The sequence below is a fragment of the Vibrio penaeicida genome (genome assembly GCF_030689305.1).
In the GTDB taxonomy this organism is placed as follows: domain Bacteria; phylum Pseudomonadota; class Gammaproteobacteria; order Enterobacterales; family Vibrionaceae; genus Vibrio; species Vibrio penaeicida_B.
This window is the reverse complement of the sequence record NZ_JAUYVM010000008.1, coordinates 202220-228336: the sequence shown is the minus strand read 5'-3', so window position 1 is coordinate 228336 and position 26117 is coordinate 202220. Positions and strand designations below refer to the sequence as shown.

Genomic DNA, 26117 nt, shown 5'->3' with positions numbered 1-26117 from the left:
ATTTCATATAATTCATTTGGTTACTACTTCTTGGTTTCACTGAATGATGAAAAAAATAGCGGCGTATACACTGACTTTTTCCTTTGTGGCTTTTCTGCTGGTGGGAAGCAAACTTGATTGGTTTGCATCAAGTAACCCAGATTCGTTCCCTAAATTGCCAGAAGCGCCTGATTTTAATGTATCGAGTGAATTTGATGGGAAATGGGTAGGTCGTCGGATCAACGAATCGAACAGCAGCTTATGCGAACCAACCACAATAGAAGGCGACGTGGTTGATGGGCTGGTCACCTTTGTTCTCACATACAACGGAACACCGCTCAAAGGTTGGGTATCAGAGAACAAAGATCTGACATTGTATGCAAGCCATGGTCAATGGGATTATCGATTTGCTGGCAAGGTCGCGAGCGATAAAATTCATGGGAAGTGGAACCTAAACAATGGGCCTTGTCATGGAACTTGGTACCTCGAAAAGCTCAGTTGAGTGTTTAAGCTTGCTTTTGTAACTCGAAGGCAGCTTTTCGAGTGATGTATCGTTATTGATGCTTGAATCTACGTGCTACAACCCATATCTAATCTTTGTCTCAACAAATAATAAGGAATACAGATGTTTGGAAAGTTAAAGGCGTCATTAGGTATTGGTGCAGCGAAAGTGGATACGGTGTTGCACAATATGAGCCTTTCTCAAGGTGAAACGTTAGAAGGGACAGTTCATATTCAAGGCGGTGATGTTGAGCAACAAATTGATGCGATAAAACTGAAACTTTGCACTCAAGTAAAAGAGGAATCAGACAGTGGCACGAGCTACCCATCTTTTGTGCTGGGTCATCTTCAAGCGGTTGAACCTTTTGTTATTGGCCCAGGTGAAGAGAAACAAGTCAATTTTGAACTCAAGCTTCACGATGAAACACCAGTAACGGCGTTGAATGCACTAAACAACCTATGTCATGTTTGGGTAGAAACAACGTTGGATATTGATTTTGCTATCGACCCTAAAGACCGAGATCTTGTCGAGGTGAAACCTCTCCCTGTCGTCTCCAGCGTGATATCTGCTATCGAATCAGCAGGGTTTACGATGGTAAAAGCAGACGTTGAAAAAGGGCATTTACGCGCGAACACATTTCAGTCGCACTCAGGTTGTTATCAGGAAATTGAATTTCGCAACAATGGCTTTGTCACCAGCAAAGAGATTGAACTATCGTTTATTCTAGAGGGCGACGTGGTTCATTGTTTGGCTGAAGTTGACCGAGCAATGAGTCTTCGTGGAGATCAATATGTATCTTTCACGTTAAACCGAAACGCTTCTGCGCGAGAAGTGCAAGCAGCAGTATCACGCGTTCTTTCTGTTTAGTCTGAAAGACAGCTCTAAGTAAGACGAGACTCTGTTGCTAACTTGTCTGAACATCAAAAATCCCGAATCTGTGTCGGGATTTTTACTTTGTCATCCTGATAGCTGAAAAGAAAACTGAAGGCTAAACCAATCTTCTTAGTACCGCTTCAATGGTCTCGACAATGGCCTTCACTTTACTCGCGTTGATGGCATCAGGATGAGGGGATGTAATTTTCCCAGAATCATTATCAAAATATTGTCCATTAGCGAGACCAAATTTTTCTTCCAGAGCAGTGCGTACAAGAATGTCGGCGCCTATGGCGATATCCCCTCCTGCGACCCCATAAGCCTCTTTTACCATTTTGCTTCCAAGCATCGAACCAGGGTTTACGGCAATTAATACTGGTGCAGGTTGAGGCAGTGATTGAGCAAGGTGATGGTTCCAAGCTGTTAGCGCTAATTTACTTTGAGCGTAAGCAGAGCCATCAGAAAGCTTAGTTTCTCCTTTCAATGCATCCAAATTAACTGGTGCTTGAGCGGCAGAGGACAGGTTAATGACACGCCCTCCACGGTTTATTATCGGAGCTAAGGATTTGGTGATTAAGTACGGTGCAAGCGTGTTAACAGCAAAACGAACGTCCAGCCCATCTTCGGTATCCGTGTTCGGTGTTGTGTAAACTCCCGCATTATTGATCACAATATCCAGCGCACTGTGGTTTGACTCAATGTCTGCAATAAACAGTTTCACATTAGACATTGTCGATAAATCGGCGACGTAGGTTTCTACAGCGGCAGAGGTATTGAGTTCGGATATCTGACGTTTAGCTTCAGCGAGCTTACTGGGGCTACGTCCATGGATCAGCAGTTGGTGACCTTCAACAGCCAGTTTTTTGGCTGTTTCAAGACCAATACCATCAGTTGCACCTGTAATCAGAATTATTTTTTTCATTATTGCCTGCTTGGTTTAAAAATATGTGGGGTTGGTTCTTCCTAATATATTTAATATAAAATAAATTGATAATGGCGAATTTAATATATTCACTATCAAAATAATATTGAAAATAGGCTCTCATGAATATTGAACACCTTAAACTGTTTCTAAGAATAGCCGGGACTCATAATATTAGTGGCGCAGGCAAAGAGCTGGGTTTATCTCCCGCCGTCGCCAGTTCTTACATCGGTAAGCTAGAAGAGGAGTTAGGTGTTCGGTTAATTCACCGCACTACAAGAAAAGTTTCGCTTTCAGAAGAAGGTAAAATTTTCTTGCCCTATGCTCAGGAAGTCATTGCCAGTGTTGAAGCTGCCGCGGCATCAGTGGGTGCTGGAGAAACCACGCCTTCAGGTACATTAAGGGTGACTGCACCAGCGTCGTTTGGGCGTATGCATTTAATGCCTGTGCTGAAAGAGTTTTTGTCTTTATACCCTAAGATTCATTTAGACATTCGCTTTTCTGATGCCATTGTGGATTTGGTTGATGGCGGGTTTGATGTCGCTATTAGAAACGCAGAACTTAAAAATTCGAGCCTAATTGCCAGAAAGCTTGCGCCAGATAACCGAGTTGTGTGTGCATCCCCAGACTACATTAAGGAGTATGGTGAGCCAGATTCCCCCAAAGATTTGCATCACCACCAATGTATACATCTAACAGGACTAGACTCATGGGTGTTTGAAACGGCAGATAAGCCCATAGTGGTTAAAACACAAGCAAGTTTTAAAGCGGACAACGGCGAAGCAGTGAGAGATGCCTGTATTGAAGGGCTAGGTATTACGATTAACTCTACTTGGAGTGCATACAAGCAACTTGAATCTGGCGAGCTTAAACCGATCCTTACCGATTACCCATTGCAGTCTGATACGGCCATATGGGCGGTATATCCAAGCTCTCGTCAGCTTGCTCCTAAAGTACGAGTGTTTATTGATTATTTAGTTGAATGTTATGGGGAGCCCCCATACTGGGACGACTGTTTGTCCCGTTAATTCTCGTTGAACCAAATATCTTTTGGCTACAGAAGATAACAATCTAACAAGGGCAAATATGCTAAAGGGAATTCATCATACTGCGATCATATGTTCCGATTATTCTGTCTCTAAGGCATTTTATTGTGACATTTTGGGACTGAAAATTATTGCCGAAAACTACCGAGAAGATCGTGCATCTTACAAACTCGATTTGGCGCTTCCAAATGGCAACCAGATCGAGTTGTTTTCCTTTCCCAATCCACCTAAAAGACCGACTCAACCCGAAGCGAGGGGACTAAGACATTTAGCATTTTCAGTTACTTGTATCGAAGACGTTGTTGAACACCTAGAAAAGAATAATGTTGAGGTTGAACCCATTCGAATCGATGAGTTTACTCACAGTCGTTATACTTTTTTTCAAGATCCAGATGGGCTTCCACTTGAACTTTACGAAGTTTCTACTTAATTTTCTGTTCAGAATGGCTGGTTTGTTTAGCACAAATTAACTTCAAGATTAGATGTTTGGATTTACTATCGCATTTCATTTTTTGCTAGTTGGTACGAGCCATTGAAAATTGTTTTGATGCGGCATGGGCAACCAGAACTCGATCTGCACAGTTTGAAAAGCCAAAGGTTTTCTTCCCATGATCTTGGTTCACTTGTGCTTGAATACGAATCGTCGGATTTAAATTTCTCTACGCTTCCTAGTGAGCAAGCGATTAAGGCGGCGCAAGGCTGTAACATAGCCGTGAGCAGCCAGTTACCGCGGGCGGTTTCGTCCGTGAGAATGCTCGGGGTAGAAGAGGTTCATCACGTACAAAAATGCTTTCGAGAATCTGACTTACCTTATCTCAACTGGCAAACCCCCAAGCTAAACTTTCTCTGCTGGGCTGTGATTTTTCGACTTTGTTGGTTGTTTGGGTTTGCTAAAAATGGAGAGCCTATTCATGAAGCCAAAGAGCGAGCGAGGTTAGAGGCGAATTATTTAAGTGCGCTAGCGAACCAACATGAGAGCGTATTTTTGCTAGGACATGGCATAATGAATCGACTCATTGCTAAACAGCTCAAATCCCAAGGATGGAAACAAACGGAATCCACAGGCGAAAGTTACTGGTCGTATTCCGTGTTTGAATACTAGATCAAGCGTTAAAGCACCTTGGAGGTAAATCAAAGGAGGTGATATGGCTGTAAACTACAAAATAGTGCCTTTTAAAGAATGTTATACAGAAGAAATAACCACATTCTGGCGTGAAAACATGCGTCAGAGCGTGGGAATTAACCCCGTGCATTCTTTTGAATCTCAGATGCATTTCCTCTCCCATATTCTCCCTTTGTCTTATCGTATTTTTGTTGCCGTGAACGATTCTGAACAAGCCATTGGGTTCATGGCAATAAAACCCAACGAGATTAACCAATTGTATATTCACCCCGATTATCAAGGGAAAGGTATTGGTAGTGAATTCATACGAATGGCAAAGTCCCAAGCCGGGCATTTCCTAGAGTTAAGAACATTTGAATTCAACAAAGGTGCGCAATCCTTTTATATAAAGCACGGGTTTGAGGCCAGTTTAGGTAACTGCGACAATGAAGAGGGGCTGCCTGATATCCTATTCCGCTGGGATAACTCCTTGCTTAAAAGGGGATGATGCGCCTGTCTTAAATAAGAGATAATTATTTATCTATTGCAATACTGTAACATTTTTCAAAAATCCACTTTTTACTCAAAATATTGAAAAATAACAAATAATTGTCATCTCCAATATGCTTTTGAGTGAGTATGTGGTTTTGAATTTATTGTTTCATTTTTGAGATTAAGGGGCTGTGAGAATTATTTAACATATTGACCACAAATTATGTGGGGTGTAAAACTAAACGGCACTCAGGGCTTAATTAAGTACTGATGCACTTTTTTCTTGTCGAGCCAAATTCAAGAAAAAGGATGAGCACGAAGCATGCTTCGATTAAGACTCATAAAAATGCGTAGCAAGGTAACGAAGCCTAAATGAATTCGGTAATTCGAATTCATTTAGGCTTTTTTATTTTCAAAAATCAGCTGCTAGGAAGCAGAGCTTAGAACAATTAGTCGTGGAAGTTAGGTATGGATACGTTTCACATAGGTTTACTTTATTCAACAGAGGGTACTTATCGAAAGATAGGTTACAACGCCTTACTTGGTGCTCGCTATGCGATTGAAAAAGTGAACGCAGATGAACGTTTTCAATTCCAGCTAAAAGGGCATCATATTGATCCAAAAGGCAACATGGATGAGTACATCAACGGCGCGCAGTCTTTGTTGAAGCAAGGGATAAAACACATTGTCGGCACCATCACATCGAGTGCTCGCAAGGAAGTGATCCCAGATGTGCATGAGTACCAGGCACTGCTTTGGTATGGCTCGCCCTATGAAGGATACGAATGCGACGAACATGTTGTGTACCACGGGGCTTGCCCTAATCAAAACTTATTGCCAATGCTTCGATATGCTGTGCCGCGATTTGGAAAGCGAGTTGCACTGCTTGGCTCCAATTATGTATGGGGCTGGGAAAGTAACCGTATCGCCAGAGACGCCATTGCCAGCATTGGTGGTGAGATAGTGGAAGACAGCTATTATCGCTTCGACACCAAAGATTTCCGATTGTCGATAGACAACCTGAAATCCCATCAGCCTGATTTTGTCATTAATAATTTAGTTGGAGAATCCAGCTATGCGTTTTTGCATCAACTTAATGATGCATGGAGCGCCGATTCCCTCCCAGTCTTGAGCAGCAACCTCAGTGAGTGTGAACTGGCAAGCATTCGCGCCTTGCCAAATTTACGTTTGTTTACTGCGCTGACTTTTTTGCAATCGATAGACCCCCAATTTACCGATACAGCAAAATTGGCAATATCAGACAGTGAACCCGTCTCAAGCAACTTTGTCGGCGCTTATCTTTCTATTCTTAGTCTCGCCAATGCTATTTCATTAGCAGGAAGTGATGACGTAACGTCAGTGCGTTCAGTTCTACATAAAGTACGAACTGAAACTCCAATGGGGCACACGCTAGCCATCTCCAATAATCAGCATGCAGTTTTGCCCTGTTTTATAGGAGAACGTAATGGTGGGGATTTTCGCATGGTGAAATCTTACTCACCTATCGAACCTAACCCGTACCTCATTGCTCAAGGGTTTCTTACCGATGTTGATGAACCCGAAATGCCGACTCGATTGAGGGTGGTCAAATGAGTGTGTCGACGCTATCCATCAACAAAATTTCTGTGATTTCTGCGGATGAGCGGACATGCAGTCAGATCCAAAAATCTACCGAACGAATGGGCATTTTTTGCCACATCAGTGACCGTATAGACACGACACCGACGGACCTTTTACTTATTGATGTGCAACACTATTTTGCCGATATTGCTGTACAAAAACCGATTCGACAATCCATGCCAGTTGTTGGGCTTTTGGCTCATGGTTCCCCAACTGAAATAGAGCGCGCCATCTCTATGGGGGCGCTGTCGGTTGTTGGTAAGCCCATTCACCAAGTGGGGTTGTATTCCGCGTTTCACATGGCATTAAAACTCTCTCAGCAACATACCGCGCTGCAACAAGAGTTAGATACGTTAAGAACACGCCATAAGCTGCGTCCTGTTGTGACAGAGGCGGTGATAAAAGTGATGGAAACGCACAAACTCACCGAGCAAAAAGCCTACGAAGTTTTACGACAATATTCGATGCACCGAAACCTGCCTGTAGAGCAAATTTGTCTTGAATTAGCACAAGGAAACATGAGCTACGAAAGGCTTAGGAGTGAAGGCTAATGTGGAAACAGTTATTGTCGCGTCCCTCGGTCGTTATCTCGATTGTGGTCATATGCGCTATTGTCTGCCTTGCAGTGGGTGCATCCCTTTTCGCACCTTATGATCCAACTGAGCAGTTCTTTGAAGGGCTAACATTAGAAGGCGCGCCTCTCCCTCCTAATGACACCTTTTGGTTAGGAACCGACTTACTGGGACGCGACCTTTTATCACGCATTATTTACGGCTCGCAAACCTCGTTGCTTATTGGGCTCGTCGCCAATGGCATTGCCATCATTATTGGAACGGCAGTAGGGGTTACGGCAGCGTATTTTAAAGGGTGGGTGGGCACCGTATTGATGCGGTTCACCGATCTTATGATGGCTTTTCCAGCGCTGCTTTTGGCGATAGCGCTTGCGGCCATTTTTACCCCCAGCTTGTGGATCGTCGCTATGGTTATTGCCATGGTCAACTGGGTGCAAATCGCCAGGGTTGTGTATTCAGAAACGTTGGCGATCAGCGAAAAAGACTTCATCGCGGCCGAAAAAGCCATTGGGGTCTCGGAGAGTAAAATTTTGCTCAGTCATGTTTTCCCACATCTGGTGCCAACGATGTTGGTATGGGGAACGCTTGGCATTTCAACCACCGTATTGCTTGAAGCAACGCTTTCTTACTTAGGGATTGGTGTCCAACCGCCTATTCCTAGCTGGGGCAACATTATCTTCGAAAATCAAACCTATTTCAGTGTCGCTCCTTGGCTGGTGTTTATTCCCGGTAGCGTGATTATTTTGCTTTCGCTGTGCTTCAACATTTTGGGGGATGCACTGCGCGATGCACTCGACCCAACTCTGAATGGGAGAGAAGCAGGATGAGTTACTACCTATTGAAGCGCTTACTGCATGCGGCTTTTATTCTGCTAGGCGTTACCTTCATTACTTACTTGCTGCTTTATTTGTTGCCGGCCGATCCTGCAAGGCAAATCGCAGGGCGAAGCGCAACCGCTGAAACCGTCAACAATATTCGCGAACAACTGGGGCTAAATTTGCCTTTTTATGAGCAATATTGGCGCTATTTAACCAACTTGCTTCAAGGAGACATGGGGCGCTCGTGGTTACAAAAAACGGAAGTATCAGAGTTGATTGCTTCGCGCCTTCCCGCCTCTTTGCAGCTAATGATAGCCGGAATTGGTGTCGAACTCGTGATAGGGCTTTCTCTGGGCATTATTGCTGCGCTCAAACGCAATAGCCTGATTGATCGTGGGTTGATGATTTTTTCATTTGTGGGGGTATCGTCTCCACATTTCGTAGCAGCAATGATGTTTTTATATTTATTCGCTGTGCAATGGTCTTGGTTCCCGATTGGGGGATATGGTGAATGGAAACACTTGGTGCTTCCTGCCATTACGCTAGGAATATTGGGCAGTGGGTGGTACGCGCGGATGATGCGTTCTTCGATGATTGAAGTGCTGCATCAAGACTACATACGAACGGCCAAAGCCAAAGGGCTCAGCCACACAAGGATTATATGCCGACACATGATTCCTAACGCGATTTTGCCGATCATTTCCATGATAGCAATCGACATAGGTATTTTTATTGGCGGCATGGTGGTGGTGGAGTCTGTATTCGGTTGGCCGGGCATAGGGCAGCTAGCATGGCAAGCAATTCAACGTGTCGATATACCCATTATTGTGGGCGTCACCTTGGTTTCTGCGGTAGCTATTGTATTGGGGAATTTGCTGGCTGATCTGATCTCACCGTTTGTTGATCCAAGGATTGACTTGAAAAAACTGTAACAAGGAAAAGTGTGATGAAAAAGTTAGCTATTACCGCAGCTTTATCTTTGATGGCGGTGTCTTTTTTGACATCGGCAGAAGTAAAGCAAGGCGGCTCCATGATTGTGACTTACAAGGATGATGTTTCAACGCTAGACCCAGCCATAGGTTACGACTGGCAAAACTGGTCGATGATCAAAGCACTGTTTGATGGATTGATGGATTACAAGCCGGGCACTACCGAATTGGAACCTGATCTCGCTGAAAGCTACACCATATCTGATGACGGTAAAACCTACACCTTCAAACTCAAACAAGGCGTTCGCTTCCATAACGGTCGTGAAGTCAAAGCGCAAGACGTGAAGTATTCCATTGAACGTACCATCAATCCAACGACTCAAAGTCCAGGTGCTGGATTTTTCGGATCGCTAGAAGGGTTTGAAGCGTTTAATAATGGTGAATCCAAAGGGCTCGATAGCGTTAAAGCCGTTGATGATTACACCGTTAGCTTCCAACTGTCTCGCCCTGATGCCACTTTCCTTCATGTGTTGGCGATCAACTTTGCCTTTGTGGTGCCACAAGAGTCCGTCGAAAAATGGGGAGCAGACTTTGGTAAGCACCCAGTCGGAACAGGGGCATTTAAATTGGGTGAATGGAAACTGGGGCAATACCTAACCTTCCAACGCAATGAAGCTTACAACAAATCGGGCTTACCTTATTTGGATGAGATTCGATTTGAAGTTGGGCAAGAGCCTGTGGTCGCACTACTTCGTTTAGAAAAAGGAGAAGTGGATATTGCGGGTGATGGCATCCCACCAGCGAAGTTTCTTCAAATGAAAAACAGCCCGCAATACAAACCATTAATTATTGCAGGCGACCAATTACACACCGGCTACATCACCATGAACGTGAAGATGAAGCCATTCGATAACGTGAAGGTACGCCAAGCTGTGAATATGGCGATCAATAAACGTCGCATTGTACAAATCATTAATGGGCGCGGCACACCAGCGAACCAACCATTGCCTCCTGCTATGCCTGGATATTCCAAGTCTTACAAAGGCTACGCGTACGACCCAGAAATGGCCAAAAACAAGCTAGCAGAAGCAGGTTTTAAAGACGGTTTCAGTACTGAAATCTACGTCGCGAATACCGATCCACAGCCACGTATTGCACAGGCCATTCAACAAGATTTAGCCAAAATTGGCGTGAAAGCCGAAATTAAAGCACTCGCGCAAGCCAATGTGATCGCCGCTGGGGGTGACGCCAGCCAAGCGCCAATGATTTGGTCTGGCGGCATGGCTTGGATTGCAGACTTCCCTGATCCGTCAAACTTCTATGGACCGATTCTTGGTTGTGGTGGCGCAGTTGATGGCGGCTGGAACTGGGCATGGTATTGCAACGAAGATCTAGACGAGCGAGCAGCAAAAGCCGACGCAATGGTAGCGGAATCGCAGCAAGCACAACGAATGAAAGAGTGGGAAAGCATCTACGTCGACTTGATGGCTGATGCGCCTTGGGTGCCGGTATTTAACGAACGTCGTTTTACCATTCGTTCTGAACGCTTAGGCGGTGACACCAGTATCTTCGTTGATCCGGTTCATATTCCTGTTAACTATGAAAATGTGTGGGCTAAAGATGTGCAATAACTCGTTTGTGAAAACCATTCATAGCATCCACCACCATCATGGTTGGAATAACGCCATTCCCCCCGCGTACCATGTGGCGCGGGGAACCACATTGGAATTTGAATGCTTAGACAGCTCTGGTGGGCAACTCACCACCTCTTCTACGGCTGAAGCCATTGCAGGGCTGGACTTTGGCAAAATCAATCCAGTAACTGGGCCTATATTCGTTGAAGGTGCGAGACCGGGCGATGTGTTGAAAATGACCATTCACGAATTCAAGCCCAGCGGGTTTGGCTGGACCGCCAATATTCCAGGTTTTGGATTGCTGGCAGACCAATTTCAAGCCCCAGCCTTGAACCTTTGGTCGTACGACACGCAAACCCTAGCTCCAGCGGCTTTTGGGCAATGCGCCAACGTGCCACTTAAACCGTTTGCTGGCACCATTGGCGTTGCTCCGGCACAAAACGGGGATCATTCCGTTGTGCCCCCTAGGCGGGTTGGGGGCAATATGGACATCCGAGATTTGTCGGCTGGTACCACGCTTTATCTGCCTATTGAAGTGGAAGGGGCGCTATTGTCTATCGGTGATACCCATGCGGCTCAAGGTGATGGGGAAGTATGCGGAACCGCGATAGAAAGCCCAATGAATGTAGTGGTCGAACTGGATGTTGTAGATAACCTAAAAATCGATACGCCATACTTCACCACAACCGGTCCTGTGACTAACCACCTAGACAGTAAAGGGTATCAAGTCACAACGGGGGTAGAGCCAGATCTGATGGCTGGCGCACGAAGCGCTGTCAGCCAAATGGTGGATTTGCTTTGCGCTCAACATCATATGACACCCGAGCAAGCTTACATGCTCTGCTCAGTGTGTGGCGACTTAAGGATCAGTGAAATTGTCGATGCGCCAAATTGGCTCGTCACATTCTACATGCCTAACGTAGTGTTCGAGTAGGAGTTACCGAATGGATAAGGCGATGTTGTCGGTGGAACATCTTTCCATCGACATTGCGGCAGGGAAGCAATATCACAGGGTGGTCGACGATTTGTCGTTTACTCTGAATTCGGGTGAAACCGTTTGTATTGCTGGGGAATCTGGGAGTGGGAAGTCGCTATCCAGTACCGCAATTATGGGGTTACTGCCGCCCGTTGCGAAAGTGGTAAGTGGTCATATCTGGTTTGAGGGGAAAGACCTATTGACCACGCCTGAAAAGAGCATGCGTGCGATGCGTGGGGACGACATCGCCATGATTTTTCAGGAGCCGATGACATCGCTGAATCCTCTAATGACCGCTGGTCAGCAACTGTGCGAAGCCATTCAAGCGCACCGTAGTGTCGATTACGGCAGCGCCAAACTGATGGCGATCAGTATGTTAGACGCGGTGAAAGTCCCTCATGCGCAGAAGCGCTATCATCAGTATCCTCATGAAATGTCTGGCGGAATGTTACAGCGTATCATGATAGCCATGTCTCTGGTGTGTCGCCCTAAAATTTTGATTGCCGATGAGCCAACAACCGCTTTAGACGTCACCATTCAAGCGCAGATTTTATCGCTGCTCAATGAACTCAAAAGCGACTTCGATACCGGAGTTTTGATGATCACTCACGATATGGGGGTGGTCGCAGAAATGGCGGATAAAGTTGTGGTGATGAACCAAGGGGTGGTGGAGGAACAATCGGATGTGCGCAGCTTGTTTTTATCTCCCACCGCAAACTACACCAAAGATTTATTGGCCGCTGTGCCTAAACTCGGGCATGCCAAGCCTGTTGAAGAAGTACCTCAAAGCCAGCCTTTACTGGACGTAAACAATCTTTGTGTACGGTTTCCGGTTCAACATGTTTGGTGGCAAAAAGAAAAACTGGAGGTGAGGGCGGTAGAAAATGTGTCGTTCGCGATAAAACCGGGTGAAACCTTAGGGCTAGTGGGCGAGAGCGGCTGCGGTAAATCCACCATCGGAAAAGCGTTGATGAACATGCTGTCGTTTTGTGGCAGCGCCAACCTTAATGGTGTTGAGCTAAACGGGCTGCGTGGTCAGGGTTTACGCGCCATTCGCAAAGATATTCAAATGGTATTTCAAGACCCCTACAGTTCCTTAAATCCACGAAAAACCATATTCCAACTGCTCAAAGAGCCATTGCTGATTCATGGAATATGCCCAGCTTCAGATGTACGCGATCATGTCGCGTTGTTGCTTGAACAAGTCGACATGTTGCCGAATCACATGAATCGATACCCTCATCAGTTTTCAGGTGGGCAACGTCAACGGATCAGCATCGCTCGGGCTATTGCATCTCAGCCCAAATTGGTGATTGCAGATGAATCCGTTTCGGCACTGGATGTGTCTGTTCAGGCGCAAGTTCTTGAGCTTTTGGAACGATTGCAGAAGAAACTGGGTGTGAGCTATTTGTTCATTTCCCATGATATGGCCGTCGTGGAGCAAGTATCACACCGAGTGGCGGTAATGCATGGTGGGCGGATAGTTGAAATGGGCCCCAGAGATGAGGTACTCAGTTCACCTCGTCACAGCTACACCCAGCGTTTAATGCAAGCCGTACCTATTGCGGATGTGGATGTAAAACGCGATCTCTCTATGGTGCTATCGGAACACAAAATGCCCGATCCCATTCGCAATGTTTCTGTTATCGAAGACGTGCTCAAGTACGAAGACGTTGGGCATGAACACATCGTTGCAGTGAACTACTAGGTGTTCGTTGTCGAACACCTTCTTTTGAAATATTTTTAGTTATTACAGTTACTTGTCACAAGTAGTCAGTTAACCCTATTTCAGTTTGTATCAAAAGTCGTATTCCTTTCGGATTAATCGGAAGAAGTTCTATAACCAATGCCTCTTTTATTTTCTACTTCTGCCCAATATTTCTTCTCCATAAGACTCCATACACTGGATAAACAGGGTAAGTCCCCTGTATGCCATGAACACGAATGGAGGATTTATGGTGACAAGGAAGGTATGGGGTGCATTAGCCACTCTAGCAGTACTCGGATCGGGTTTTGTTCACGCTGGAACAATCGACGATATTAGAAAGAAAGGCGAACTGGCATGCGGAGTCAGTGAAGGTACACCTGGGTTTTCCAACCCCGATAGCAGTGGACGATGGATAGGGCTGGATGTGGATATTTGCCGTGCAGTCGCTGCCGCGGTGCTCGGTGACGCGGAAAAAGTGAAATTTGTCCCGCTGGCGTCCAAGCAGAAAATTGTCGCATTGGCTTCTGGTCAGGTCGACATGACCTCAAGAACCACCACATGGACAATGAAACGCGACACCAAAGAGGGCGTCGATTTTACCAAAGTTGTGTATTACGACGGCCAAGGTTTTATGGTGAATAAACAGCTTGGCATCAAGCACGCCTTGCAACTTAATGGGGCGTCAGTGTGTGTGACGACTGGCACAACCACAGAACTCAACCTAACCGATTTTGCACGAGCTAATAGCATCAAGCTAGAAGCGGTGGTTTTTGAGGGTAAAAAAGAAGCCTTCAATGCGTACAAGTCCGGCCGGTGTGATGCCTTTACGACCGATGTGAGCCAACTGGCGTCGTGGCGTTCAACGCTACCAGACTCCTCTAAGCACGTTATTCTCGATCACCTCATTTCCAAAGAGCCACTCGCGCCTCTGGTTCGCCATGGTGATAACCAATGGAAAGATCTCGTCACTTGGGTCATCAATGGGTTAATGCAAGCTGAAGAAAAAGGCATCACTCAAAGTAACGTGAGCGAGCAGGCCAAAATATCCAAGGATCCTAGCGTGCAAAGAATGTTAGGGGCTTCGGGGAATATGGGTAAAGCACTCAGCCTCGATCCTGAGTGGTTGAAACGTTCGTTGCTGGCGGTCGGAAACTACGAAGAAATCTTTGAACGCAACTTAGGAAAGAACACGCCGCTAGGGTTAGAGCGAGGCGTCAATTCAATGTGGGTCAATGGCGGTCTTATGTACGCTTACCCGATCCGTTAACACTGACATGGCTTGGTTTATGTCGATGTTAAACCAAGCCACCTATTGAGGGAAAATGTGTGGCTATTTCAACAATAAGTCGGTTAAAAGCCAGTGAATCTCATTTTGTGAAGCTGAGCGCTCAGGTGTTGGTGCTCGGAACACTTTTCTGGCTCGCTTTTTTAATTTTTCAAAATACTCAATCGAACCTTCAAGCAAGGGGGATTGAGTCTGGTTTCGAATTTTTGAATCAAGAAGCAGGGTTGCCTATTGGCGATTCGCTATTGGTTTATTTTCCTACTGATAGCTATGGGTGGGCATTTGTTAATGGTGTAGTGAATACGGTGTATGTGTCGTTCATTGCCATTGTGTTATCCACGATATTGGGCGTATTCGTTGGGGTATGTCGGGTGAGCAAAAACTACATCGTTAAAAAGCTTGCTTCTGTTTATGTGGAGTCACTTCGGAATGTACCACTGCTTCTGATACTTATTTTTGTGTATACCGTTGTGCTAGCGAGCCTACCGCATGTGCGAGAAAGTATTGAAATTTCTGAACATATACGCCTAAACGTACGTGGGCTTTATCTCCCCAAACCCATGGCTGGTGACGGCTTCTCAGTTCTGGTTTTTTCTTTGATTGTGTCATTGGTTTTGTTCGGGATTTTGCTGAGATGGGGAAAAAACTACAGTGAAAGAACGGGGCATTCGTTGCCAACAGGTCGGTTGGCATTAAGTATTGTCATCGTGTTGCCTACGCTAACGTACTTGATGCTAGGTAACCCCATTACGTGGGATATTCCCGTGCAGCAAGGGTTCAACTTCGCGGGAGGTATATCTCTACGCCCCGAGTTTCTTGCTCTGCTTGTTGGGCTTGTACTGTACACCGCAGCATTTATTGGAGAAAACGTGCGCAGTGGATTGCAGTCGGTTGATAAAGGACAGATAGAAGCGGCACAAGCGCTCGGGCTTAAATCATCTTACATCACCACTCGGGTCCTCCTTCCTCAGGCGCTTAGGGTCACGATCCCTGCGACAACCAACGACTACGCAAGTTTGGTTAAGAACAGCTCATTAGCCGTTGCTATTGGGTATCCAGACATGGTGTCCATTGGCGGAACCATCATAGGTCAAAACGGCCAAGCGATTGAGATCATCGCGATGTGGATGGCGGTTTATATGGCAATCAACCTTGTGATTTCCTGGTTAATGAATGTATTGAACTCGAAAGTTCAACTGGTCGAGCGCTAGAAGGAGCGAGCAATGACGACGGTAATAGAAAGATCCATTGTGAACAGCGAGCCGATAGAGTTCATCCCTCAACCACCTATGACACCGCCCGTTCAAGTGACAGGGATTGTTCATTGGATACATAAAAATTTGTTTGATGGGTGGTACAACAGCTTGTTGACCTTACTATCCATTACCATCCTGATGTGGGGACTTCCCCCATTCATTAGCTGGGCGTTCATCGACAGTGTATGGCAGGGCAGTGCGCAAGAGTGCCGTGTAGAAGGTGCGGGAGCGTGCTGGGCATTTGTGGCTGCGAATTTTCGCATATTAATGGTTGGGATTTATCCGCCCGAAGAGGTATGGCGGCCCACGCTGTCTCTACTCCTACTGTTTGGGGTGATAGGGCTGACCATTACGCAAAAAGTGAAAGGGTTGCGAATGGTGTCGCTGTGGCTGGTACTGCCGTTCGTCGCCTACTGGTTAATTGGCGGAGGATCGTTAGGGCTGCCGGAAGTGGATCAATCTCGCTGGGGGGGATTAATGCTCAGCCTTCTACTGGCGTGTGTGGGCATCATTATCTCAGTGCCGCTAGGCATTCTGTTGGCACTTGGTCGTTTTTCTAACGTTCCTCTACTCAGAATTTGGTGTGTCACCTCAATAGAGACGATTCGCGGCGTGCCACTGATCACCATCCTGTTTATGGCATCCGTTATGTTGCCTCTCTTTTTGCCCGAAGGCATGGACATCAATAACCTGCTTAGAATTCAAGTAGGCATCATTTTGTTTTCATCCGCTTACATAGCAGAAGTCATTCGGGGTGGGCTTCAGGCGATACCCAACGGGCAGTTTGATGCGGCAAAAGCACTGGGGCTGAATTATCGGTGGACCATGTTTTACATCGTGATCCCACAAGCGCTACGCCATGTTTTACCCCCACTCATTGGTCGCTGTATTGCGCTTTTTAAAGACACCTCTTTGGTTCTTATTGTGGGTCTATTGGACTTACTGGGGATGCTGAAATCAACAACGCAAGACGCAGATTGGCTTGGCTTTGAAGCAGAGTCTTACGTGTTTGGGGCGTTCGTGTATTGGGTAATTTGCTACTCCATGAGTCGCTATGGCAAGCATTTAGAAGAACAGGGTGCGAAATCTCATCATTAAAAGGAAAGAAAATGAGTGAAGTCATGATTGAAGTGAAAGGGTTGAATAAATGGTACGACCAATTTCACGTACTAAGAAACATCGATTTTGAAGTGAGAAAAGGCGAGAAAATCGTTTTATGCGGACCTTCTGGTTCAGGTAAATCGACGCTAATACGCTGTTTAAACCGCTTGGAGGAGCACCAAGAAGGGGAAATACACGTTGAAGGGGTAGAGCTGAATCATTCACTCAAAAATATAGAGAATGTACGCAGCGATGTAGGAATGGTCTTCCAGCATTTTAATTTGTTCCCTCATATGACCATTTTAGAGAACTTAACGCTCGCTCCGATGCTTGTACGCAGCATGCCAAAAGCAGAAGCGGAGGTGATGGCGTTGAATTTCCTTAAGCGGGTCAACATCGCAGAGCATAGCCACAAATACCCAGGTCAGTTATCGGGCGGTCAGCAACAACGCGTGGCGATTGCTCGCTCATTATGCATGAACCCCAAAGTCATGCTGTTCGATGAGCCCACCTCTGCGCTTGATCCAGAGATGATCAAAGAGGTGCTGGATGTAATGGTCGAGCTCGCAGAAGAAGGCATGACAATGGTGTGCGTAACGCATGAAATGGGGTTTGCCAAAGAAGTGGCTGACCGAGTGATTTTTATGGACGGAGGGGAGATCGTGGAAGAGAACGATCCTGAGAATTTCTTTAATCATCCGAGAGTCGACAGAACACGATCGTTTTTGAGTCAAATACTCTCTCACTAATTCCAAGTAAAGGTCATTATGCAAACTTTATTATCTCTGTTCGGGGCGATAGTCCTGCTTTTGTGGGGGATGAATATGGTACGAAAAGGCATCACTCAGGCGTTTGGTCATGACTTGAAAGTCGCCATAGGCATGAGTGTTGCCAATCGATTTTCCGCTTTGCTTGTAGGGGCAGGGGTCACCACTTTGTTGCAAAGCAGCACAGCAACAGGGTTAATGGTGGCCTCCTTTTCTGCTCGTGGGTTGATCAGCACCGCACCAGCATTGGCCGTTATGCTGGGGGCAGATGTCGGCACGACATTGGTGGCACAGGTGCTTACTTTTGATGCCAGTTGGATATCCCCTTTCCTGATGATTTTGGGGCATTTACTTCGTAAGCATGGCAAGGCGTTTGTCGTGCAAAGCTCTGGCTACGCGCTGTTTGGGTTGGGGCTCATGCTCTTATCGCTGAAAATTCTTGTAGAGTTGTCCGCGTTTTTAAATGAATCCTCTTTATTAGTTCATCTCATTGGCGCACTTGAAAGCGAAATTGGGTTGGGCATTATTTTGGCGGCACTGCTGACTTGGCTGCTTCATTCCAGTTTAGCGGTTGTTCTACTGATTGTTTCAATGGTCTCCAACCAAGTTTTACCCTTGGAATTAGCCTTTGCCATGATTTTAGGGGCGAACCTTGGCAGTGCGTTACCTCCTATCATGGCGACATTGAATGACGCGCCTATCGCTCGGCGTGTCCCTATTGGGAATGGATTGTTTAAGCTTTCCGGTGTGTTGGTGGTAAGCCCCTTTTTGGCGTACCTACCTGAGTTAATGCGCTACATAGACAGTTCGGATTCACGTCAGCTGGTCCATTTTCACATGATGTTTAACATCGCTATCGCTTTGTTCTTTATTGGCTTTATTCATCCTGTCGCCGATTTTATGTCCACTATTTTAGCTTCAAACTCGAAACAGCCAGTTTCTGACGATGCGCGGCATTTAGACAGCGATTACATTGGCGATCCGAAAACGGCGCTTGCCGCTGCATTAAGAGAAACCATGAGAATGGGCGATGTGGTCGACAAAATGTTACTCCTTACTCGCGACGCGATTGTGAACAATGACTTGAAAACAGCAGAACGAATAGGTGCGCTCGATAATAGTATTGACGAATTGCATGAAAAAATTCGCCATTTCCTCTCAGCCGTCAGTAGGACGGAGTTGGATAAATTTGAAAGCAAACGTGTTACGGAAATCCTCGTGTTCTCAACGAAATTGGAGCACATCGGTGATCTTACTGAGAGTATGGCAACAATATTAGCCACCAAAGCCAACCAAAATAAGCATTTCTCATCAGGAGGTGAAGAGGAGTTGTTGTCGATACACAAACACGTTCATCGGCGACTAAAGTTAATGCTTGGCACGTTTATCACCAATGATCAGGCGATGGCGAAGCAAATTTACCACGAACGCAAGCAAATTCACGAAATGGAAGAAGAGGGTGTTCGAGAACATATTCGGCGTATCAAAGCGGGCAAAATTGAAAGCTTAGAGACCAGCGCGTATCACATGGATTTGATTCGCGATCTTTGTTACATCGATGCTCAAATTTTGTCCGTTGTGAAGCCAATGTTGCTATCCTTTGAAGAGAAAAAGCCTTTTGAGGGAATGGTCTAGAGCAACAGACCCTAACCAAAAAGTATCATTGCAGAAAGGAATGTGCATGAAAAAAATCGTGTTGGGCATTTTGATTGTTGTCCTATTTCAAGCGGAACGGGGGTGGGGAGGAGAGACGCTTCAAGCTGTTCAAGAGAGGGGCTATTTACGTTGCGGGGTCGGGATTGACGATTTCGGTTTTGCAACGCGAAGCCGAGATGGGAAATGGAAAGGGTTTGATGTTGATTTCTGCCGAGCGATCGCTGCCGCCGTTCTTAAGGATGTTGAAGCCGTTCAATACATCCCCTTGGATAGCCAAGGACGATTTAAGGCATTAGCAAACAAAGAAGTGGATGTGATTATTCGCACAGCGACATGGACATTTCAGCGCGATGTGAGTTTGGGTCTGAGTTTTACAGGGGTGACCTTGTATGACGAACAGAGGCTGCTCATCAATAAATACGTTAATGGGAAGAAAACGGTAGCAATCGTTCGGGCGGCAGAATTGGATAAAGCGACGGTGTGCGTAACCAAAGGAACCACATCACTTGAAAACATTAAAGACTATATCCAACAGAACAACTTACCCTTCGAAATACTTGAAACCGAGAGTCAAGCCGGGCGATGGCATGCGTTTTTACGCAGCCGTTGCCAGCTAATGACCTCCGAAGTCACCGATTTGCTCGGTGGTTTAACGGGGTTGCTTGATGATCCTAATGGCTATCATTTACTGAGTGATGTGATTTCCCGTGAGCCGCTCGGACCCTATGTGAGAGACGACGATCCCAATTGGTTTGATGTGGTGCGTTGGAGCAGCCAAGTTCCTATTCTTGCTGAGTACTTAGGGTTGAGTAGCCAAAATGTTACTAACGCGGGTACCAAGCTCAGCCCAGAAGCGAAGCGACTACTGAATACACCTGATGTATGGCTAGGCAGCCTAGGCTTGGATGCCAAATGGGCTTTCAGAATTATTAGAGATGTCGGCAATTATGAAGAATTGTATAGCCAGAACCTAAGCGAGGCGTCTATTGAAGGGATAGATCGGGGAGTGAATGAACTTTGGATTAACGGTGGTTTACATCAACCTGCGCCTTTTCGGTAGTTAATATGAAGTTTGATCGTTCTCGTTACGGAATTTCAGTTCGCATGTTCCTGTCACTTGGGGTACTGGTGTTGCTGGCAGTGCTGGTGAGCATCATGGCCATTAACGCCTACAATGGATTTCAAAAGCGCTTTAATGATGTTGCAGTCGATGGGGTTAAAGCGATCATAGCGGCGTCGGATTTAAGGCAATTTAATGCGTCGTTGATGTCTTTTGCGCCCTCGATGATGACGGCGCGCTCCCAACAGGCTAATGAGTCTGTGATGTTTCAAGTCCGGGATCAGGACTCATTGCTGGGCAATGCCATCACGCTACTGTCCAACAATGCTGTAAACAGTGAACAAGCAGAGCGTTTGAATGGCTACCGGTCCGATTTATCTGACAGCTTTAGTGAATTGAGTCGCTTGGTGTCAAAGCGAATAGAATGGGACAATAGCTGGCGACACACCCTATATCAAATCAATCAGTTGCAGTCGGATTTTACTCAAAAACACCACATTGTCGCCACAGAATCTAGGCAAATATTTCATTCAAACTGGTATCTCACATTCGCCAACATGTCGATCTTGTTGAATCAATTGAGTGGAGTTGAGCATCCGGTCTTGTTACGGCGGTATCAAAAAGAATTTGATGTGCTGGAGCAGACTCTGGAATCTGAATTGGACCTGTTTGAAAAAGGGGAAAGATCAAAACACAAACAAGCACTTACTAAAATGGTTGAACTTGCTGAAGGTGCCAGCGGCCTATTTGCTTTGAACCAAAAGAAGTTTCAAGTGCAATCGGAATTAGATGGCGTGTTTTCCCAACACAGACAAAGCGTGAGCCGGTTCCTGTCTGTTACCACGGTGATCATTGACCAGATAGAACAAAAGGTCATGCGTCAGAATCAAGATATTGTTGAAGAAACAAAACAGAGAACCATTCAATTGGTATTAGCCGCCATTGTCTGCGTAGTGGCGGGTGTGGGGATTTTCCTCTATATCGATCGTTCTGTGATCAGCCGAATACAATCCCTCAAAACCAGCATGGATGCGCACGCAAAAGGTACGCTGGTGCGTATACCTCTAGAAGGCAATGACGAAATTACGGACATGGCAGGTACGTTGAAGTTTTTTGTCGATACGATTCAAGACAGAGAGTACCAATTAAAACAAGCAAGAAATGCAGCAAGCCAAGCTCAGAATCAGTTATTGGATGCGATAGAGAGCATTACAGAAGGTTTTGTTTTATATGACGAGAGAGACAAGTTGGTGTTGTGCAACGCTCGGTATCGGGAATTGTATGGCTTTCCTGAAACTTGGGATATGGAAGAGCGAGATTTTACCGATTTATTACTGTGGTTATCTCGTTACAATAAGGTCTCTCAACCGGAAAATTACCTCGAAAAAAGGTTGGCACTGAGAGACAACCAAATACAAAGTTTGGATTTGGAGTTGAGCAGCGGTACGTGGATTTCCATCATTGAGCGCAGAACAGAGCAAGGTGGAACCGTAGGTGTGCATACGGACATCACTCACCGAAAAGTGGCGGAGAGTGCACTGATATGTGCGATGGAGAAAGCCGAATCCGCAGATCGAGCGAAATCCCAATTCCTAGCGTCTGCTAGCCACGATCTCCGGCAGCCATTACACGCGATGGGGCTGCTATTGGAACCGCTTATAGAAGACGCTCGACACACCCCATATTTTGAGCGGCTAAAAGATGTGTATTTTGCACATCAAAGTATGAATCAGCTCTTTACAGACATTCTGGATTTCTCGCGGCTAGAAGCCGGAGCCATCACACCAAGATTAGAACACTTCGCTTTGGATGGAATGCTCGCTCGTCTTGCTCAAGAGTATCGGCATGGTTTGGATAAACCAGAATCGATGCTCCGTTATGTGCCCACTTCTGCGCATGTATTTGCGGATCTCGCGATGGTGGAGCGAATCGTACGTAACCTATTGTCCAATGCTGTGCGCTATTCTGAACAGGGGAAAATCCTGTTAGGAGTAAGAAATAGAACGGAGCAGATTCAGATACAAATTTGGGATAACGGACCGGGTATTCCGTCGCATGAACAACAGAAAATATTCAAAGAGTTTTACCAAGGCAAAAAAACTCAGACAGAGGGCAAGTCGGGTCTTGGTTTAGGGCTCGCCATCACGATGCAGCTCGCAAAACTGATGGAAGGGGACATACACGTCTATTCGTCTGAGCGCGGAACGGGTTTTTCCGTCGCATTACCAAGAGGCAAACACGATGCCCCCAGAATTCAACACGATCAGGAAAGTTATCCAACCAGAAAAATGGACGGTTTACCCGTTTTGCTTGTGGAGAACGACCCTCAAGTATTGAATACCACTAGGCAACTACTGGAGCGCTGGGGATGCGAAGTTCATGAATTTAAATACTATTCAGATGTTGAATGCTTTGAGTTCTCGAATGCCGAACCTTTTATCCTGATATCCGATTTTCACCTAGACGATGGGTATTCTGCTCTGGATGTGGTGGCGGAACTGAAACGTAAAACCAATCGACCTGAATTTTCCAGTGTGGTGATTTCTGGAGATTCTAGCCCAGAAGTTCGAGTGAATGCAGAATCTATTGGTGCCCATTTTCTTACCAAGCCAGTCAGTGCTGGGAAGTTAGGCGCTCTATTACGGCATATCTGGCGAGATCTAAATACTGAGAGTTAAATACAGGGATTTAGATACAGAGAGTTAACAGCTCCTCATATCGGTTTCATTTCTGAGGCTAACGAGAGTCGAGCTATACGTTTTGTATGAGTAAAACAATCGCCCTCGGTGACAACAAACACGAAGGGCGATTGGCAAAGCTTAGTGAAGTAAGCGCTGTTTACGCGATTGGTCGATACTTAACACTTTGCACAAACTCCTTCATTAACATGAGCTCATCTATAGGGGACTCCAACTGTTTCTTATAATTGAAATCTTCCCCATGGAACGCCACATATTGCTTCGCGAAAAACGTGATTTCTTCCTCTGTCACTTCATCAAGCTTCCCAAGTTTCTTTCTGAGAATCGATTGAATGAACGCTTCTGGAGAGCTTGCCTCGTCTTCACCTTTTGCGGATATAAGATTGGTGGAAGCATTGAGGCTGATAGACGTTAAGGCATAACCCGCCACAGATGTTTTGCCTACAAGTTTCATCATTTGTCGGCGATTCACGTTGTTTTTAAACATATTGATTCTCCAATTAATTCCAAGGGCTTACTGTTAACGTGGAGGGGAGTTTTAACTCATATGCCCAACGTCTGTTTCGGTTTTTCGCTCTTAGCGTGTCATCGATATTTTTACATTCACTTTGGAACTGGTGTAAATGTGTGTACACACGAGGATCATGCATAAAGTTACCTTGTGGGTATTTACCAAAACTTCGGTGCCAAGGAACCGGTACATCGAGGAAGTTTCTAGCAAATTCAAAGAGCCCCATCCCGACATTTAATCGAGGGCAAGCGTGTAACCAGTCGGTTTTTGTTCTGTAACCACCTGGGTCCAATGCGAGATGTGAATAGTACCCAAGAGCGCCCAATGGCTGGAATCCTGACAAATTACCTAACCCATGGTTTACCGACATCCAGTAAATAAGGTGGCTGATGGTGTCGATCAGCTCTTGTCTAGTAGAGGCAGAAGCAGGGAATCCATTCACACCCGCGCCATACGCGTCTTCGAAAAAATCCTGCACTTCATTATCGTTAGCAACATCGCTATCGCTGTTGTAGTAGAGATGGATATACCCTTCTACCCAATCGCGTATGGCTTGCCACTGTCCGATGTCATCATCGTGTTGTGGGTAATCCCCGATAGCATCAAATTCCCCATTTTTTCTGCGATCAAATGGCTGACCATGTTGGGTAAAGTGATAGTGTTTAGAACGTCTTATGGTGCCGTGAACAAACGACTTGTTACTGATGCCTGAGATGGTTTTCACCACCCCCGTTAACGTTCCGCCGTAGCCATCGCCATAAACGGCTGTTCCGTCAGGGTTGGACGTTTTGGTGGAAGGGTCAAAAAATACGCCTAGATAATTGTTAAAAGAAAGCGATGATAAATGTGGCAGTACCAAGGCTGATAGTGGGTGGCTTTCCGGTATGGTTCGATAAAAACTGGTGGATACCGGCCAGAGAAACACATGGGTTGATAAGTGATCAATCACATTGGACATGGAATACATGGTGGTAAACGTATTTTTCGCCATTCTCCATGTCCACTTATCATCGGCTGGTGTGATGATTTTTGATGGTGGATGAGGGACGTTACCAAATCCAAAGTTGTACCACCACCACCATTCCCAGTCGTTCAAAGGTGGGCGTTGAGTGGGTTGTATTGCGATGGTTTTCAGTTTGTTGCTTCCTTTCGGAACCGCAAACATCGCGATAGCGGGGTACAGCCTTCCCCCCGTTTGTGGGATGTCGTCTGCTGTTCTATCGGGCTGGAATTGCGCCATGACTTCGTCATGAAAATCGCCAAAGTCGGTCACAAATACTCGCCCTTCACTCATGGCATCAGCAAAGTTGTCGTCTTTAAACCCTTCGATTTTGTTGAACATTGCATCCGTAAACGGGAAGTTACTCATTGGCTCTTTGAGAGGCTGAAAGTAATCAAAAACTGGGGTTTCAGGTGCAATTTGAAGGTGTGCGATCACATCATCGTTAAAGAAGTCTTCGTGCCACGGTGGGCGAGGGTATTGAGGGTCGTATTTACGAGCACCGGTATCGCTATCAATGTCGTAAGGGTAGAACATTAAATCGTCCGCAGACCAGACTGCTACAGGGGGCACCGTTAGAACAATTGGGTCGACGGTTTCGAATTTTGCCTGCCCTGTAATGACCAATTCAACCAGTTTTCCAAGCAAAAGTATGAGGCCGCTAATGACGGCTGGACCGCCTATTAAAGCAATTCGTACGAGGTTTTTACTGATGTGCCGTACGCTCGCGTCAAACAGTGCCCAATCATCGGCACGTGCTAGGCAGGTATCGCTTACCCCAAAGTCCCATTCCTGTGCGCGAGCATTTCGCTCTTCTTCTGTTCCTCTCACTGTCCACGGCGTGTTGTTTCGCACTTCTATTGAATCTACGTTTCCGTGAACAGGGACATTAAGAAGACGTTTGTAATCATGCCAGTTGTTTTTTTTAGCCTGCTCAATTTGCTTTTTACGCGCGGCTTTTTGTTCTTCAGTCGCATGCTGTGGAATAACGGGAAATGGAAATTCAGGTAATTCGTTAATGCGGGAACCCGTTACTGCTTGAGGCCGCCAGTTTGGATCGGCGTCTTTGGGGCAAATTCGCTCCCAATCTTCCCAGTTTGGAAGCACGATGGGATCTAATTTTTCTTGGGTGTCATATTGTAAACTTCTTTGCATCGCATCTTGTTCAGGCAACCCCGATTGCCTGAGTCGTTCATAGGTTGCAATCTGTTGTTGTAGTTGATGAAATTCAGGCGAATCCAGAAACGCCTTGTTGTTTTCGATGTCACTCATAAACATACCTGCATTCATGTCGTGTAGTTACCGCAACACAGCTCAGCATAGGCTGATGATGTGGGGCTATAGTTAAATGTCGACGAACGATAATGTGATCCGTTTGCCGTGTTTCTCTCCGGTTTTTCCGGGCTTCACTCATTTATTCCATAGCTCAATCTGATGTTGAGAATACCTAGTCAACAAGTACGTTTCTTGTACAAACGGTATGATCTTAGGCGGAAAGTATCAACGCTAAATGATGAACCCATGATGTCATGTTAATCGTATTTTTATTGTTTCAATTGTCATTACCTGCCACATGATTGTCTTTGTGCGCACGCCTTGCTGTTGAAGG

At 45.9% G+C, this 26117-nt stretch carries 23 protein-coding genes; 20 read left to right on the top strand and 3 right to left on the bottom strand.

Translation table 11 applies throughout. The features are described 5' to 3' along the window. Positions 1–46 precede the first annotated feature (46 nt). The gene (locus Q8W40_RS14855; RefSeq protein ID WP_305398368.1) at positions 47–481 is read left to right on the top strand and encodes a hypothetical protein; all 435 of its coding nucleotides are present in this window, start codon (positions 47–49) and stop codon (positions 479–481) included. A gap of 123 nt (positions 482–604) precedes the next feature. After that, complete coding sequence (locus Q8W40_RS14850; RefSeq protein ID WP_126607568.1) at positions 605–1348, top strand: sporulation protein; 744 nt, start codon at positions 605–607, stop codon at positions 1346–1348. A 121-nt stretch (positions 1349–1469) separates the two neighbouring features. Here Q8W40_RS14850 and Q8W40_RS14845 read toward each other — a convergent pair whose 3' ends face one another. After that, complete coding sequence (locus Q8W40_RS14845) at positions 1470–2276, bottom strand: SDR family NAD(P)-dependent oxidoreductase (RefSeq protein ID WP_305398273.1); 807 nt, start codon at positions 2274–2276, stop codon at positions 1470–1472. 122 nt (positions 2277–2398) lie between these two features. Between Q8W40_RS14845 and Q8W40_RS14840 the strand changes: the two genes are divergently transcribed. The 18 genes from Q8W40_RS14840 (at position 2399) to Q8W40_RS14755 (ending at position 22976) form a co-directional block, all read left to right on the top strand. Further along, entirely contained in the window at positions 2399–3304 is a 906-nt protein-coding gene (locus Q8W40_RS14840) for a LysR family transcriptional regulator (RefSeq protein WP_305398272.1), read from the top strand. A gap of 58 nt (positions 3305–3362) precedes the next feature. Further along, positions 3363–3752, top strand: coding sequence for an SMU1112c/YaeR family gloxylase I-like metalloprotein (gene gloA2 / locus Q8W40_RS14835; protein WP_305398270.1), 390 nt, complete (start codon positions 3363–3365; stop codon positions 3750–3752). A gap of 102 nt (positions 3753–3854) precedes the next feature. After that, a complete protein-coding gene (locus Q8W40_RS14830; RefSeq protein ID WP_305398269.1) occupies positions 3855–4424 on the top strand; it encodes a hypothetical protein in 570 nt (189 codons plus the stop codon). 43 nt (positions 4425–4467) lie between these two features. Continuing rightward, positions 4468–4932 carry a GNAT family N-acetyltransferase gene (locus Q8W40_RS14825; protein WP_305398267.1) on the top strand — a complete coding sequence of 155 codons (465 nt, stop codon included), beginning with the start codon at positions 4468–4470 and terminating at the stop codon, positions 4930–4932. A gap of 452 nt (positions 4933–5384) precedes the next feature. Next, positions 5385–6509 (top strand): transporter substrate-binding protein, encoded by a 1125-nt coding sequence (locus Q8W40_RS14820; protein ID WP_305398266.1) that lies wholly within the window; start codon positions 5385–5387, stop codon positions 6507–6509. Next, entirely contained in the window at positions 6506–7087 is a 582-nt protein-coding gene (locus Q8W40_RS14815) for an ANTAR domain-containing response regulator (RefSeq protein WP_305398264.1), read from the top strand. Before Q8W40_RS14820 ends, Q8W40_RS14815 begins: the two co-directional genes overlap by 4 nt. Further along, positions 7087–7935: an ABC transporter permease gene (locus Q8W40_RS14810; protein WP_305398262.1), complete on the top strand. Its 849-nt coding sequence runs from the start codon at positions 7087–7089 to the stop codon at positions 7933–7935. Before Q8W40_RS14815 ends, Q8W40_RS14810 begins: the two co-directional genes overlap by 1 nt. Beyond that, positions 7932–8858 (top strand): ABC transporter permease, encoded by a 927-nt coding sequence (locus Q8W40_RS14805; RefSeq protein WP_101111539.1) that lies wholly within the window; start codon positions 7932–7934, stop codon positions 8856–8858. Before Q8W40_RS14810 ends, Q8W40_RS14805 begins: the two co-directional genes overlap by 4 nt. A gap of 14 nt (positions 8859–8872) precedes the next feature. Further along, positions 8873–10486: an ABC transporter substrate-binding protein gene (locus Q8W40_RS14800; RefSeq protein ID WP_305398260.1), complete on the top strand. Its 1614-nt coding sequence runs from the start codon at positions 8873–8875 to the stop codon at positions 10484–10486. A gap of 7 nt (positions 10487–10493) precedes the next feature. Further along, the gene (locus Q8W40_RS14795; protein ID WP_305398259.1) at positions 10494–11423 is read left to right on the top strand and encodes an acetamidase/formamidase family protein; all 930 of its coding nucleotides are present in this window, start codon (positions 10494–10496) and stop codon (positions 11421–11423) included. A gap of 10 nt (positions 11424–11433) precedes the next feature. Then, on the top strand, positions 11434–13173 hold the full coding sequence (locus tag Q8W40_RS14790) for an ABC transporter ATP-binding protein (RefSeq protein WP_305398257.1): 1740 nt from the start codon (positions 11434–11436) through the stop codon (positions 13171–13173). A gap of 247 nt (positions 13174–13420) precedes the next feature. Next, positions 13421–14440 (top strand): amino acid ABC transporter substrate-binding protein, encoded by a 1020-nt coding sequence (locus Q8W40_RS14785; protein WP_305398256.1) that lies wholly within the window; start codon positions 13421–13423, stop codon positions 14438–14440. A 59-nt stretch (positions 14441–14499) separates the two neighbouring features. Beyond that, the gene (locus tag Q8W40_RS14780) at positions 14500–15669 is read left to right on the top strand and encodes an amino acid ABC transporter permease (protein ID WP_305398254.1); all 1170 of its coding nucleotides are present in this window, start codon (positions 14500–14502) and stop codon (positions 15667–15669) included. A 12-nt stretch (positions 15670–15681) separates the two neighbouring features. After that, positions 15682–16812, top strand: coding sequence for an amino acid ABC transporter permease (locus Q8W40_RS14775; RefSeq protein WP_305398252.1), 1131 nt, complete (start codon positions 15682–15684; stop codon positions 16810–16812). 11 nt (positions 16813–16823) lie between these two features. Continuing rightward, positions 16824–17564 carry an amino acid ABC transporter ATP-binding protein gene (locus Q8W40_RS14770; RefSeq protein WP_126606675.1) on the top strand — a complete coding sequence of 247 codons (741 nt, stop codon included), beginning with the start codon at positions 16824–16826 and terminating at the stop codon, positions 17562–17564. Between the two features lie 18 nt (positions 17565–17582). Then, positions 17583–19217: a Na/Pi cotransporter family protein gene (locus Q8W40_RS14765; protein ID WP_305398250.1), complete on the top strand. Its 1635-nt coding sequence runs from the start codon at positions 17583–17585 to the stop codon at positions 19215–19217. A gap of 46 nt (positions 19218–19263) precedes the next feature. Beyond that, the gene (locus tag Q8W40_RS14760) at positions 19264–20298 is read left to right on the top strand and encodes an amino acid ABC transporter substrate-binding protein (RefSeq protein ID WP_305398248.1); all 1035 of its coding nucleotides are present in this window, start codon (positions 19264–19266) and stop codon (positions 20296–20298) included. Between the two features lie 5 nt (positions 20299–20303). Further along, positions 20304–22976, top strand: a complete 2673-nt coding sequence (locus tag Q8W40_RS14755; RefSeq protein ID WP_305398247.1) for an ATP-binding protein — start codon at positions 20304–20306, stop codon at positions 22974–22976. Between the two features lie 160 nt (positions 22977–23136). Here the strand turns inward: Q8W40_RS14755 and Q8W40_RS14750 are convergent, their stop codons facing one another. Then, entirely contained in the window at positions 23137–23484 is a 348-nt protein-coding gene (locus tag Q8W40_RS14750; protein ID WP_305398246.1) for a hypothetical protein, read from the bottom strand. Between the two features lie 13 nt (positions 23485–23497). Beyond that, positions 23498–25780, bottom strand: coding sequence for a lipoxygenase family protein (locus Q8W40_RS14745; protein ID WP_305398245.1), 2283 nt, complete (start codon positions 25778–25780; stop codon positions 23498–23500). Positions 25781–26117: the final 337 nt, after the last annotated feature.